Below are 12,929 nucleotides of genomic sequence, written 5' to 3'. Positions count from 1 at the left end.
ACCTGACGGTTCGTCAGCCAAGTCGGTCAGGGGGCATACATGGACCGGACCCCGCACTCCCTGGGGCACGCCCGCACACTGTGGGACCTGCTCGCCCGGCGCGCCGCGCTCACCCCCGACCGCCCGGTCCTGCTCCAGGGCGACCGCCGGCTCACCTTCGGCGAACTGCGCGCGCGGGCCGAGCGGGTGGCGGCCGGCCTGTACGGCATGGGCGTACGCCCCGGCACGGTGGTCGCCTGGCAGCTGCCCACCCGGATCGAGACCGCCCTGCTGTCCTTCGCGCTGGCCCGCCTGGGCGCCGTCCAGTCCCCGGTGATCCCCTTCTACCGGGACCGGGAGGTCGGCTTCGCGCTCCGGGAGTCGAAGGCGGAGTTCTTCGCGGTCCCGGGCGTGTGGCGCGGCCACGACCACACGGAGACGGCGCGACGCCTCGGTGCGAAGGGGATCTTCGAGGCGTACGACACCCTGCCAGACGGCGATCCGGCGACGCTCCCCGCGCCGCCCGCCGAGGGCACCTCGGTCCGCTGGATCTACTGGACCTCGGGCACCACCTCCGACCCCAAGGGCGTGCTGCACACCGACCGCTCGCTGATCGCGGGCGGCTCCTGCCTGGCGCACGCGCTGCGCCTGACGGCCGACGACGTGGGCTCGATCGCCTTCCCCTACGCCCACATAGGCGGCCCCGACTACATGGTGATGCTGCTGCTGTACGGCTTCCCGGCGGTGATGTTCGAGCACTTCGCGCTGCCGGACGCGCTGCCGGAGTACCGGCGGCACCGGGTGACGGTGGCCGGCGGCTCCACGGCCTTCTACTCCCTGTTCCTGGCCGAGCAGCGCAAACAGCCCGGCGACAAGCTGATCCCCTCTCTCCGGCTGCTCGCCGGCGGCGGCGCGCCCAAACCCCCCGAGGTCTACCACTGCGTGGTCCGCGAGATGGACGTCCAGCTCACCCACGGCTACGGCATGACCGAGGTCCCGATGATCACCATGGGCGATCCCCGGGACACCCCGGAGCACCTCGCGACGACCGAGGGCCGCCCCCCGGCCGGTATGGAGATCCGGATCACCGACGGAGAGGTGCGCCTGCGCGGCGAGGCCGTCTGCCGGGGCTATCTGGACCCCGCCCAGACGGCCGCCGCCTTCGACACCGACGGCTTTCTGCGCACCGGTGACCTGGGCCGGGTGACGGAATCCGGGCATCTGGTGCTCACCGGCCGGCTGAAGGACGTGATCATCCGCAAGGGCGAGAACATCTCGGCCAAGGAGATCGAGGACCTGCTCGCCGCGCACCCCGCGATCGCGGACGCGGCGGTCATCGGCCTGCCGGACGCCGACCGCGGCGAACTGGTCTGCGCGGTGGTGGAACAGCCGCCGGGCGCAGCCGGGTTGACGCTGCCGGAACTCGTCTCCTATCTGCGCGCGGCGGGCCTGTCCGTCCACAAGCTGCCGGAGCGGCTGGAGGTGGTGGAGGCGCTGCCGCGTAACGAGACCCTCCGGAAGGTCCTCAAGTACAAGCTGCGGGACCGGTATTCACGACCGCTGCCCTAGGGCGTGTTGCGAAAGTCCCGTCGTCCGCCCGGAGGGCGGGCCGAGCGGCGTCCGGTGCGTGCTCTGGGGGTCCCCCCGGCCGGAGGCTGGGGGAGTGCCGGGCGAAAGCCCTCGTACTGGTTGTACGTGGGTTTTCGCCCGGTGCGGCGAGAGTGCGTGCCAGGCGTCGGGCGGCAGGCGGGACTTTCGCAACACGCCCTAGGCCTGGCCCATCTCGGTGGTGTCGACGAGGGTGCCGAGGGCGCGGACGCGGGAGGGGCGGCGCCGGCCGCCGTCCCACAGCGACTCGACCGCGTCGCACCAGTTGTCGAGGTCGGGGGCGGCGCTCAGCTCCCGGGAGCGGGCCTTCGCGCGGCGGGAGGCGCGGGCCCAGTTGTCGGGGTCCTTCAGGGACATCAGGGCGTGGATCCAGGCGTTGACGTCGTCGCGGTAGGCGAAGATCCCCGCCTCGCCCATCGACTCGACGAGCCCCGGGGTGGGATGGGCGATCACCGGGATACCGGACGCGAACGCCTCCACCGCCACCCTGCCCCAGGACTCGTACAGGCTCGGCATCAGCACGACGCGTGCCCGGCCGTAGACGTGCTCGCGCATCTCCTTGCCCGGTACGCCGTCGACGACCTCGCAGTTGGGCAGCCGGGGCGGCGGCATGATCTGCTGCCCGTAGGCGCCGCGGACGCCGAGAAAGGTCCACTCGGGTGTCCACGCGGCCATCTGCCAGAAGAGGTCGCCGCCCTTGTCGGCGTTGAGGTTGACGAGGGTCGCGCAGTCGCCCGGCTCGGTGCGGTACTCCTCCGCGAGTACGGGAGGGCGGACGACGATCGAGTGCCTGGGCAGAAACTCCCGGGGGTAGCGGGCGTAGAAGATCTCGCCGTCCCGCCGGATCCACTCGCTGTTGTAGACGACGAGATCGGCGCCCGCCGCGTTGTGGAAGCTCGTGGCGAAGTTGTCGTGGCAGATCACGATCACGGGGATCCTGCGGGCGCCGGCGAGCCCCGTCACGAGCGGGACGTTCTCGAAGTGCGACAGGAGTACGTCCGCCTTCTGGGCGTGCGCCGCGAAGTCGGTCCCCTCCTGGTACGGGACGACCCGCACCCCGTCGATCTCGTACCTCCTGTCGATGGTCCCGGGGTGCGAGAGCCAGACCGCCACCCGGTGGCCGCGCTCGGCCAGCGGGCGCAGCATCGAGTGGAGCATCCACTCGGAGCCCGCGTTGTGGGCCGGCGGATATCCGTACACCCGGGCCACGATGGACATGGAACGTGAGATAGGGGTCGCGGCCAGCCTGTGCGGGCGGGATGCCACCGTGTCCACGTGCTCGAACTCCCTCTGGTCGGGGACTGTCGGAAACGTGTGCCGCGGGTGCCCGCCGGCGCGAGGACGCCGGCGGGCACCGGGGCCTCGGTCTACCGGTCGGTGATGTGGATGAGAGAGGAGGAGGACGCGGGCGGGCCGCCCACCAGGAAGCTCAGACTCGTGTCGCCCAGCATGGCGCCGGCCGACGCCTGCACCTCGACCAGGACCGCGGACTTCGAGCCCTTGCCGGTCAGTGCCAGGTCGACGTTCTTGACGGTGAGCACCCGCCCGTCCGCCGACAGGGTCCCGTCGGGCTGCTCGATCTGCACCCACTGCGAGCCCCGCATGACCCCCACGACCAGGCGGCCGGTGAACCGCAGCCCCTTGTCCAGGGGAAGGGTCACGGTGACCGTCTGCGCGGGGACCTTGCCGTCCCCGGTGGCCTGGATCACCACGCCGGGGTACTTGGTCTCGCCGGTGCGCGGCACCGTCACCGGATCTCCCGGCGACACCACGAACTGGCCCTGGGGCGCCGGGTCGATGCCGCCGGAGGCGGTGTAGCGGTAGTACACGCTGCCGAGCTGGAAGGCGTCCTCGGTCTTGGTCGGGTCCCAGCTGAGGTTGCTGACCGAGCCGTCGAAGTTGGCTGCCTGCGGCCAGACCAGGAAGCGGTAGTAGCCCGGCTTGTCGCCCTTCTGGCGGAGGTCGATCGCGGGCAGCATCGTCTTGTGGCTCAGATCGCCGCGGCCGGTGTGGCCTTCCGCCTTCCACGGCTGTGGCACCTGGGTCTCCAGGGACGGCGTGCCGTCCTCGTGCACCAGCTGGTAGTACACGGTGTCGCTGTGGTTGCTCGGGACGCCCTGCCGGCCCTCGCGCGGGTTGACCAGGTCGATGATGAACTTGTCGCCGGGGACGAAGCCGTTGTCCGAGACGTAGCCGAAGCCGGCCTGGCTGTTCGGTGATCCGCCCCAGTTGCTGTCGAAGGGCAGGCGGACGTAGGGGCGGCCCACGTCGGGGGCGTCGTCGGGGTCCCAGTCCGAGGCGAGGACGTCGATCTCCGGGGCCGCCCTGCGGACTTCGCCGTTGTCGAGGGTGACCCGCACATCGATCGCGTACTTGAGGCTGGAGTTGTCCGGACGGGGGTTCTTGTCGACGTCGAGGTCACCGCGGAGCGTGAAGGTGATCACGTCGAAGCCGTCGAGGCGGGCGTGCTCGATGACCTCGTACTGCTGGTCGACGCCGCTCTGGCCGCGCGGGACCTGGGTGGCCTGTACGTCGGTCTGGCCGTCGCCGCGGAAGGAGTACCTGACCTCCTTGATGTTCACGCCCATGGGGACGCGCATCCGGCCGTCGTAGCGGAACTCGGAGTCCCACCAGCCGAAGCGATTCGCGTGACCGAGCGTGCGGATCCCGGCCCATTCCGGATCCGTGTTGTCCCTGGGCGTCGCGGAAGTGGTCATTCCGTCTCCTTTTTCCAGGACCTTCGGATGAGCTGCGCAGCCCGATGACCGACTCACCTGATTCGCACGCGTTTGCCAGGTAATACGCCGATGTGCATCGAAGTGCGCCGGACAAGGCTCACCCGGCCGCCGCCGCCCGCGAAAGAGGGGGCTCGGGGGCGCGCGCGATTCCCTGCCACACGAGTGGCTCACCGCATTCCGCACCGGGCGCTCTCGCCTGCCCCACAGACACCACCGGGGCGCCGCGTCGCGCTCCCGCACGTCCCACAGCCCGGCTGCCCGCCCGCCCGTCACGCAGGGCGCCTCCCGCACGCCCCACCCACAATGACCGGGACCCACGCGGACCGAACAAGCCAATGCTTGTGCGCTCAACAACAGTGTCCGTGCCCCGCCCCGGGGCGGGCGTCCCACTCGGGAACGGTGAAGCCCCGCTCGGGAACGGTGAAGTCCTACTCGGGAACGGTGAAATAGCGGGCGAACGCCGGGATGACCTCCGCCTCGCCGATCGCGCCGTCGCCGTCGGAGTCGAGGTGGGCCGCGGTCGCCCGGGCGATGTCCTCGGGGACGTGGAAGACGCGCAGCGCGCGCTCGGCGTCGGCGGTGGTGACCCGGCCGTCGGCGTCCGGGTCCGCCACCGCGAGGGCCGCGTGCAGAAACGGGCGGGCGATCTCGGCGAAGCGGCCGGGGTTGTCACGCAGCCGCTTGACCGCGCCGGTGACGAACTCCGCACGGGTGATGCGCTGGTCGCCGTCCCGGTCCGCGATACCCGCCATGCCCTGCCAGAACGCCTCCGCTCCGGCGTACAGCGCCTGCCCCTTGTCGGAGCGGGCGGTCACGGCGAACTCGGCGAGGAGCGCCTTGGCCGCCGCGCTGAAGTCCTCGCGGTCGATCCAGCCGTTGCCGTCCTGGTCGAAGGTGGCGAACCGGGCCGCGATCCTGCGTTCGTACTCGCTGCTGACCATGTCTGTTCGGACCGCCTTATGTGTGCGTGACTGACCTGGCAGGGAGCGTATGACGCGGGTGGCCGCGGGACGGCGGAAATCCGGCGATTGTGCCAAGACCGGGGTAATTCTGCGACAACAGTGTGGCCTTGTCGCGAAGGCGCGGGTGCCGGGCGGCCGGTCAGGCGGAGAGCGGGTCCGCGTCGTCGGCCGTCGCGGCCGCCAGGTCGGGGCAGACGTCGAAGAGCCGGCGTACGCCGAGCGCGCCGAGGACCCGGTTGACATGCGAGCCGTCGTCGGCGCCCCGGTCGGGCAGGATGAGCCGGAGCCGGCCCTGACAGGAGCGGATCAGCCGGCGCGCGGCGACGAGGACGCCCACCCCGCTGGAGTCGCAGAAGAACACGTCCGAGAGGTCCACCACGAGGCGGTGGTGCCCCTCGGCGACGACGTCGTGCACACGTTGGCGCAATATCGGCGAGGTCATCAGGTCCAGTTCTCCGGACACCCGGAGCACGGCCCACTCGCCCTGTTCGACGCCGGTCACATTGAATGCCACGGCCATGCCCCTCCGCTCGCCGGAACTCACGGAACCGCCCAGAAACGGAAGCGATTCCTACGCTTGCTTCCGCAGCGGCTGCCCACCGGCGGTTCCCTGAAACGCCGGGCAGCAAACTAGACGTGATCGACAAGGGGCTTGTTTCGGTCACAGACGATCCTGTTCGATCAGACATGCACACCGCTTGCGTGAAGGTTATGTGAAGAGGGCACTATCACCTGCGGCGCTTGCAGGGGCGCACATTGACACAAAGGGGCGTGCACTGTCAGAGGTGCCGACTACATTCGAGAACACGGTGCAGACAGGCTGGACGGGCCGGACACGGGTGAGGGGAGGGGACCGCATGGCCACGAAGGACGTACCACCCCGCTGGGACCGCAAGATGCAGCAGCGGCTCGCCCGCGGCGAGGCGGCCGCCCTGGGCGAGCTGTACGACCGCTTCGCCTCGCTCGTACACGGCCTCGCCCACCGCGTCCTCGGCGACCACAAGGCCGCCGACACCCTCACCCGCGAGGTCTTCGCCCACCTCTGGGAACACCCCGAGACCTACGACCCGAAGAAGGGCCCGCTGCGCACCTGGGTCGCCGGGGTCACCCACCGGCTCGCCGTGCAGCGGCTGCGCGACAGCGAGACCGCCGCGCTGGGGCAGGGCGGCGGCTCCGTCGTGGAGCTGGAGCGCAGGGTGCGCCGCGCCTCGGTCGCCGCCCGCGCCGACTACATCGTCCACTCCATGCCCGCCCCGCTGCGCGCCGCCCTCGACCTCGCCTACTTCCAGCGCCGGGACTACCGCCAGGCCGCCCTCGACCTCGGCGTCACCGAGGACGAGGCCCGCCGCCGGCTCCGGCTCGGTCTGCAACTGCTCTCGACCGCCCATGACGCCGGGGCACCTCCGGAACCGGGGGGTGCCGGGTGAGCGGAGCGGGACGGTCCGACGCACACGACGAGCACGAGGGACGGGGAGAGCACGAGGGAGAGCACGGGGAACAGGGACCGGCGGACATGGGACGTGAGCGGGCCGCGGGCGGCACGGGCCGAGGTGGGAACGACCACACCGGCGGCGGCGCCGGAGGCGGCTTCGAGCAGCCGCCGGACGGGACCGGCGCACCCGGGCCGGACCGGACGCCGCGCATACCCACGCCCCGCGCCTCCGTCGAGGACGGCGGGCTTGTGCTGCCGGACCTGACCGGCCTGGCACCCGTGCCGCTCGACCTGCCGCACGAGGTCCTGAAGGCGCTCCTCGGCGCCTGGGCGCTGGCCGCCTGCTCCGCGGCCGAGACGGCGGCCGTCGAGGAACACCTGGGCGCCTGCGGAAGCTGCGCCGACGAGGCCCGCCGGCTGCGCGAGGCGGTCGGTCTGCTGCACCAGCCGGACAGCCTCGACCTGGATCCGGGGCTGCGCACCCGCGTCCTGGAGAGCTGTCTGGAGCGCCGGCCGCCGCGCATCCCGGTCCCGGAGTGGGCGGCGGCGTACGACGCCGAGACCGCCCGGCTGGACGCCCTGCTGCAGGACATCGGGGACGCCGAGTGGCATACGCCGGTGCGGCTGCGGTGGTTCGAGGACGACACGGCGAGAAGCCGGCGGACGACCGTGGCCGGGGTGATCGCGCATCTGATGTCCGTGGACGGCCTGGTCGCGGCCGCGCTCGGCCTGGAGGACCCGCTGGCCGAGATCGCCGGGACGGCGGAGCGGGAGGGTCTGGGCCCGGCCGGACGCACCGAGACGTTCTGGCGGACCTCCCGCTTCTCGCAGACCCTCCCCCACCCTTCGGGCGGGGGGACCCCCATCTCGCTTCGCTCGGTGAAGAAGCCCTGGCGTGAGCAGAGCCACAGCCTGGTGCGGACGGTGTCCTTCACCGGCGGCCACGCGGGCGGACTCGCCGTGTCGTACGGCGACTTCGCGCTGCCGCTGCACGACGCGATGCTGGACCGGGCCTTCGCGTGCTGGGTGCACGCCGACGACATCGCGGGCGCGGTGGACTACCCCTACCAGCCGCCCGCGCCCCGGCATCTGAACAAGATGATCGACCTCGCGGCCCGGATGCTGCCCGCCGCGCTGGCCAGGCGCCGGCGGGCCGGGCTGGCGGCACCGGCTCGCGGCCGCCACCTCGGCCTGGCCGGCGAGCCCGGCCGCAGCCTGCGCCTGGAGATCGAGGGCACCGGCGGCGGCGAGTGGCTGATCCCGCTGGACTCCCCCGCGGCGCTGGGCTCCGCGGATCTCGAAGTGGCGCATGTGGCGCTGGACGACACGGAGTTCTGCCAGTTGGCGGCGGGCCACGTGTCGCCGGAGGAGGCCGCGGTGGGTCAGCTCGGCGACCGGGAGGCGATCAGGGAAGTGCTGCTCGCGACGGCGGGGTTGAGCCGGATGTAGGGGCGGGCGCGGGCCCGTGGGCGACTGCGGGCGCCTCGTGGCTGGTCATGCCCGCAGCCGCCGGACGACCCGCTCGGCCCGAGCTGTCAGGCGAACACGACCGTCCGTCGCCCGTTGAGCAGGATCCTCCGCTCCGCATGCCACTTCACGGCCCGCGCCAGCGCCTGGCACTCCACGTCCCGGCCGATGGCCACCAGCTGGTCCGGGGTCACGTCGTGGCCGACCCGCTCGACCTCCTGCTCGATGATCGGCCCCTCGTCCAGGTCGGCGGTCACATAGTGCGCGGTCGCCCCGATGAGCTTGACGCCCCTGGCGTGCGCCTGGTGATACGGCTTCGCGCCCTTGAAGCTCGGCAGGAAGGAGTGGTGGATGTTGATGATCCGGCCGCTGAGCTGCTTGCACAGATCGTCCGAGAGGACCTGCATATAGCGGGCGAGGACGACCAGTTCGACGCCCTCCTCGCGGACGATCTCCAGCAGCCTCGCCTCGGCCTGCGACTTCGTGTCCCTCGTCACCGGAATGTGGTGGAAGGGAATGTCGTAGGAGCCCACGAGTTCCTTGAAGTCGGTGTGATTGGACACCACACCCACGATCTCCACCGGCAGCGCGCCGATCCGGGCCCGGAACAGCAGGTCGTTCAGGCAGTGCCCGAACTTGCTGACCATCAGCAGGATCCGCGTCTTCTCGTCGGCCCGGTTGAGCTGCCAGTCCATGTGGAAGGAGTCACCGATCGCCGCGAAGCTCGCGCGCAGCTTCTCCACGGTCACCGGCGCCTCGGCGGAGAAGTGGACGCGCATGAAGAACAGACCGGTGTCGTGGTCGCCGAACTGCTGGCTGTCCTCGATGTTGCAGCCGGTCATGAAGAGGTAGCTCGACACGGCGTGCACGATGCCCTGCTTGTCCGGGCAGGACAGGGTGAGGACGTACTGGTCGGCCGGTGCGGCGGCGGCCGCGGACTGCTCGTTCATGCACCACAGGTTCTCATGTCCGCACCCCCCGTAGCGCTGATGTCCGCTACGCGGACCGGGTCATGATGCGCAGCACTTCCAGGCTCCGGGGCGGCGTGTCCGGGTCCTCGGCGTCGCTCGTCGCCATCCGCACATGCGCGTCCCGCGCCGCCCGCACGGCCTCGGGCCACCCCTCGTGTTCGAGGTAGGCGGCGACCGGCGCGTCCGGACCGACCTGGTGCATGATCCGCAGCACCCGCAGCACGGCGGTGTCGACGAGCGCCGCCTCCTGCGAGTCGCGGAAGATCGTGCCGACGTATTTCTCCGCGGACCAGTTGTCCAGCCAGGTGTCCTCCACCAGCCGGTAGACGGCGTCGGTGACGTCGCCGTACCCGTCCACGCCGGCCAGCCAGACGTCCCGCTGGAACACCTGGTCGGAGAGCATGTGCAGCGCCGAGCGCACATTGCTGCGCCAGCGCCACCACGGCATGTCGCTTAGAGGCATGCCGCCCATGGTGGAGGAGCGACGGCCGCGACGGGAAGAGTTCTCCGAACCTTGCACGGTCATCGATCGTACGATCTCCCTTTCACACGTCCCACCCGCCCCTGTAATTCACCTGGGTGTCACCTTTCCGTGACCCGAGGTCACTCCCGGGTTAGCGGTGTGAGGGAATCGTGCGGACCCATGACCGGCAGGCGACGCACCATGAGTACCTTCCTCCGAACCACCTCCCGCCCCGGCAGAGCAACCGGCCTGACCGCGGGTGCCGTGGCTCTCTGTGCGTCGCTCACCGCCGGATGCGGGGTCATCCCCGGTGCCACGGGGGGCTCCGGGGACGACACCGTCAAGGTCATGACCTGGGCCCCGCAGGACACCGGATCCACCAACAAGCCCGGCATGCCCGCGATGGCCCTCGCCTACGCCAAGTGGGTCAACGCGCACGGCGGCATCAACGGCCACAAGCTCCAGGTCCTGACCTGCAACGACCACAACGACGCCGTGGACGCCGCCAAGTGCGCCCGGCGCGCGGTCGACGAGGACGTGGTCGCGGTGGTCGGCTCCTACAGCCAGTACGGCGACTCCTACCTCGCCCCGCTGGAAGGCGCCGGCATCCCCTACATAGGCGGCTACGGCGTCACCAACGACGAGTTCACCGGCCAGATGTCGTACCCGGTCAACGGCGGCCAGCCCGCCCTGCTGGCCGGTCTCGGCAAGGCCCTCGCCAACAGCTGCGGCAACATCTCCCTGGTCCGGCCGGACAGCATCGCCGGCGACGAGCTGCCGGTGCTGCTCGACTCCGGGCTGAAGGCGGGCGGGCACGCGAAGGCGGACGACCACCTCGCCGCCGAGGACTCCACCGAGTACAGCGGCCAGGCCGACCAGGCGCTGGCGTACGCCGCCAAGGGCCTGCCGAAGAAGGGCTGTGTGGTGCCCGCGCTCGGGGACCGCACCGACACCTTCATGGACTCCTTCCGGCGGGCCCGCGAGAACTACCCCGCCGTACGGCTCGGGACCGTGCTCGGCAATGTCGACCAGACTGTGATCAACGCCACAGGCGGCGCGTCGGGGCCTTACGAGGGCGCGTACATCACCGGCTGGTACCCCCCGGCGTCCGACGCCCGCTGGGGCCAGATGAAGAAGGTGATCAACGAGGAGGCCTTCGGCGACAACCGCATCGACCCCGCGGACGCCGGAGTGCAGACCACCTGGATCGCCTACACCGTGCTGAAGGCCGCCCTGGAGAAGATCGGCGCCGGCGAGGTGAGCGCGGACAGCGTGCGGCACACCCTCGACGAGGGTCTGCGGGTCTCCACCGGCGGTCTCACCCCGACCCTCCAGTGGTCCTACGAGGGCAAGCTCGCCTCGGTCGGCTTCCCGCGGATGGTCAACGCCGACGTCACCCTCCAGGTGGTGCAGGACGGCGAGCTGGTCGCGGCCCGCAGGGGCAACGGCGGCCTGAACGGCATCACCGACATGACGCAGACACTGCAGAGCGCCGACGTGCAGTGACGCCGGCGCCCGCGGTCACAGCTGGGTGGGCTGGCGCTGGGTCAGGCCGTACTTCCGCGCGATCGCGTTCCACAGCGCCGCCGCCTTGACCTTCTGCTCGCTGGCGGTGCCGCTCGCCCGGTTGCCGGCCTGGGCCTCGTTCGTGGAGCGGGCATGGCCCTTGCGGCAGACCTTGTGCTGCTTGGCCTGGCCGGCCCAGGCCGCGTAGTGGTTGTCGGCCGCGGCGGAGGCCTGCCAGGCCCTGGTCAGCGCGGCGGTCAGCGCGGCATTGTCCGGCAGCTTGTCGACGGACAGCTTGCCGAGCCGGGTGACCAGTCCGCTGCGCTGCGTGGCCGCGTCGTGCAGATTCGAGGCGGCCTCGTCGAGGTTGTCGCACCGCTTCACATCGGCCACGGACTTGATCACCGAGGCGCGGCTGCTGCCGCTGTCGGAGAGCAGCTTGTCCAGCTCGACCGCCTGCTGCCTGGCCGGGTCGGCGGCGGCCGAGCCGGACCCCTGGGTGGCCGGTGCGGTGGCCGCGACGGTCTTGCCGTCGGTGCCCTGGTCCTTGCCCCCGCCGTCGCTGAGCAGCACACCGGCGCCCACGCCGATGACGACGATGCCGACACCGACGGCGGCGATCAGCGGCACCCGCGACCGGCCGCGCCGCGGTTCGTCGTCGTAGTCGGCGTCGTACGACGGCTGCGGCGCGCCGTACGAGGGCTGCCGGCGGCCGTACGGCGGCTGCGCGGCGGCCGGGTAGGCCTCCGGCTGCCGCATGCGCGGCAGCTGCTGGGTGGAGCCGGCCGGGCTGTCACCGCCGGCCGGGCCGCCGCGGAAGAGGTTGTCGAACTCGGCCGGCGGCTGCCGGTCCCCGCCCTGTGCCTGCGCGGCGTAGGGCGGGATGTACTGGGTGGCCTCGGCGTCGGACGAGGCGGGCGCCGGCTGCTGCCGGTGGGGCGCCTGGCCGAGATACCGCGTCTCCTCGCCGGCCGACTCCGGCGGCAGCGCGCCGGGCGCCACCGGCGGGATGTACTGGGTCGCCCCCTCGTCGGCCGGGGCGGCCGGCACCGGCGGTATGTACTGGGTGGCGCCGTCCGCGGATCCCGTCGGCACCGGCGGGATGTACTGCGTCGCGCCCTCGTCGGCCGGGGGCAGCGGGGCGGCGGCCGGGTAGGCGTCCGGCAGGGCCGGCGGGAGCGGCGCGGCGGAGCCAGGCGGCTGCGGGTACTGCTGCTGGTGCTGGGGCTGCTGGTAGGGCTGGGGCGGCAGTTCCGGCCGCTGGTGATGCTGAGGCGGCAGCTCGGGCTGCTGGTACGGCTCGGGTACCGCGCCGTATCCGGGCTGCTGACCGGCGCCGTAGCCCCCGCCCTGGCCGATGCCCTGGCCCATGCCCTGGGCGCCGGGGTGGTCGTACGACGGAGACTGGCCGTATGACGGGGCCGGGGCGCCCTCCGGCGGCAGCGGACCCGGGTTCGCGGCCGGCGGCGGCTGGTGCGGGGCGTCCGGGGTGTGCCACTGCTGGGCGGCCGCCGGGGGCCAGCCCTGGCCGCCCTGCCGGTCCGCCTGCTGTTCGGGCCCCCACGAACCGCCCCAGGCCTGCCCGCCGGCCGGGGCGGCGGGGGCGGGCTCGCCGGACATGCCCGGCAGCAAGGGCTCGCCTCCGTCGGAGGGCAGCACGATGCCTTCGCGCGCGGGCCGCGCCGAGGGCTCCTCGCCCTGTCCGCTCTGCGTCACCGGGACTCCTACTAATGGGGGACCTTGTGAATCGGGCTCACGCTACCGGGTCCCCGGAGCCGGGTGCCACGCAGCTCAGGGCATGAC

At 71.9% G+C, this 12,929-nt stretch carries 11 protein-coding genes; 4 read left to right on the top strand and 7 right to left on the bottom strand.

The window, feature by feature from the left end:
• Positions 1 to 39 precede the first annotated feature (39 nt).
• The gene (locus tag IE277_RS07465; RefSeq protein ID WP_189949716.1) at positions 40 to 1,548 is read left to right on the top strand and encodes a class I adenylate-forming enzyme family protein; all 1,509 of its coding nucleotides are present in this window, start codon (positions 40 to 42) and stop codon (positions 1,546 to 1,548) included.
• 198 nt (positions 1,549 to 1,746) lie between these two features.
• On the opposite strand, the gene IE277_RS07460 is transcribed toward IE277_RS07465, so the two are convergent.
• From IE277_RS07460 to IE277_RS07445, 4 genes are all read right to left on the bottom strand, one after another.
• Positions 1,747 to 2,805, bottom strand: a complete 1,059-nt coding sequence (locus IE277_RS07460) for a glycosyltransferase family 4 protein (RefSeq protein WP_189949715.1) — start codon at positions 2,803 to 2,805, stop codon at positions 1,747 to 1,749.
• 149 nt (positions 2,806 to 2,954) lie between these two features.
• Positions 2,955 to 4,304, bottom strand: a complete 1,350-nt coding sequence (locus IE277_RS07455; protein ID WP_189949713.1) for a hypothetical protein — start codon at positions 4,302 to 4,304, stop codon at positions 2,955 to 2,957.
• A gap of 449 nt (positions 4,305 to 4,753) precedes the next feature.
• Entirely contained in the window at positions 4,754 to 5,266 is a 513-nt protein-coding gene (locus tag IE277_RS07450; protein WP_189949711.1) for an EF-hand domain-containing protein, read from the bottom strand.
• A 160-nt stretch (positions 5,267 to 5,426) separates the two neighbouring features.
• Positions 5,427 to 5,807 (bottom strand): STAS domain-containing protein, encoded by a 381-nt coding sequence (locus tag IE277_RS07445; protein WP_189949708.1) that lies wholly within the window; start codon positions 5,805 to 5,807, stop codon positions 5,427 to 5,429.
• 337 nt (positions 5,808 to 6,144) lie between these two features.
• On the opposite strand from IE277_RS07445, the gene IE277_RS07440 reads away from it, so the two are divergent.
• The gene (locus tag IE277_RS07440; protein WP_189949706.1) at positions 6,145 to 6,714 is read left to right on the top strand and encodes a sigma-70 family RNA polymerase sigma factor; all 570 of its coding nucleotides are present in this window, start codon (positions 6,145 to 6,147) and stop codon (positions 6,712 to 6,714) included.
• Positions 6,711 to 8,168 carry a zf-HC2 domain-containing protein gene (locus IE277_RS07435; protein WP_373310736.1) on the top strand — a complete coding sequence of 486 codons (1,458 nt, stop codon included), beginning with the start codon at positions 6,711 to 6,713 and terminating at the stop codon, positions 8,166 to 8,168. The genes IE277_RS07440 and IE277_RS07435 overlap by 4 nt, the downstream gene beginning before the upstream one ends.
• Before the next feature lie 86 nt (positions 8,169 to 8,254).
• On the opposite strand, the gene purU is transcribed toward IE277_RS07435, so the two are convergent.
• Both purU and IE277_RS07425 read right to left on the bottom strand, forming a co-directional pair.
• Positions 8,255 to 9,136: a formyltetrahydrofolate deformylase gene (gene purU / locus IE277_RS07430; protein WP_189949703.1), complete on the bottom strand. Its 882-nt coding sequence runs from the start codon at positions 9,134 to 9,136 to the stop codon at positions 8,255 to 8,257.
• Between the two features lie 46 nt (positions 9,137 to 9,182).
• Complete coding sequence (locus IE277_RS07425) at positions 9,183 to 9,683, bottom strand: SCO4402 family protein (protein ID WP_189949701.1); 501 nt, start codon at positions 9,681 to 9,683, stop codon at positions 9,183 to 9,185.
• Between the two features lie 117 nt (positions 9,684 to 9,800).
• Here IE277_RS07425 and IE277_RS07420 point away from each other — a divergent pair, with 117 nt between their 5' ends.
• Positions 9,801 to 11,126: an ABC transporter substrate-binding protein gene (locus IE277_RS07420; protein ID WP_189949700.1), complete on the top strand. Its 1,326-nt coding sequence runs from the start codon at positions 9,801 to 9,803 to the stop codon at positions 11,124 to 11,126.
• A gap of 15 nt (positions 11,127 to 11,141) precedes the next feature.
• On the opposite strand, the gene IE277_RS07415 is transcribed toward IE277_RS07420, so the two are convergent.
• Entirely contained in the window at positions 11,142 to 12,842 is a 1,701-nt protein-coding gene (locus IE277_RS07415) for a hypothetical protein (RefSeq protein ID WP_189949697.1), read from the bottom strand.
• Positions 12,843 to 12,929: the final 87 nt, after the last annotated feature.

Origin of the sequence: Streptomyces alanosinicus, assembly GCF_014650595.1 — a bacterium.
GTDB classification, from domain to species: Bacteria; Actinomycetota; Actinomycetes; order Streptomycetales; family Streptomycetaceae; genus Streptomyces; species Streptomyces alanosinicus.
This window is presented reverse-complemented; position numbering and strand designations above follow the sequence as displayed.

What these genes read in the sequence shown, in the direction of transcription:
- IE277_RS07440 (WP_189949706.1), top strand. Translation starts at nt 6,145, where the DNA reads ATGGCCACGAAGGACGTACCACCCCGCTGGGACCGCAAGATGCAGCAG.
- IE277_RS07455 (WP_189949713.1), bottom strand. Translation starts at nt 4,304, where the DNA reads ATGACCACTTCCGCGACGCCCAGGGACAACACGGATCCGGAATGGGCC.
- purU (WP_189949703.1), bottom strand. Translation starts at nt 9,136, where the DNA reads ATGAACGAGCAGTCCGCGGCCGCCGCCGCACCGGCCGACCAGTACGTC.
- IE277_RS07420 (WP_189949700.1), top strand. Translation starts at nt 9,801, where the DNA reads ATGACCGGCAGGCGACGCACCATGAGTACCTTCCTCCGAACCACCTCC.
- IE277_RS07425 (WP_189949701.1), bottom strand. Translation starts at nt 9,683, where the DNA reads ATGACCGTGCAAGGTTCGGAGAACTCTTCCCGTCGCGGCCGTCGCTCC.
- IE277_RS07460 (WP_189949715.1), bottom strand. Translation starts at nt 2,805, where the DNA reads ATGTCCATCGTGGCCCGGGTGTACGGATATCCGCCGGCCCACAACGCG.
- IE277_RS07450 (WP_189949711.1), bottom strand. Translation starts at nt 5,266, where the DNA reads ATGGTCAGCAGCGAGTACGAACGCAGGATCGCGGCCCGGTTCGCCACC.
- IE277_RS07465 (WP_189949716.1), top strand. Translation starts at nt 40, where the DNA reads ATGGACCGGACCCCGCACTCCCTGGGGCACGCCCGCACACTGTGGGAC.
- IE277_RS07445 (WP_189949708.1), bottom strand. Translation starts at nt 5,807, where the DNA reads ATGGCCGTGGCATTCAATGTGACCGGCGTCGAACAGGGCGAGTGGGCC.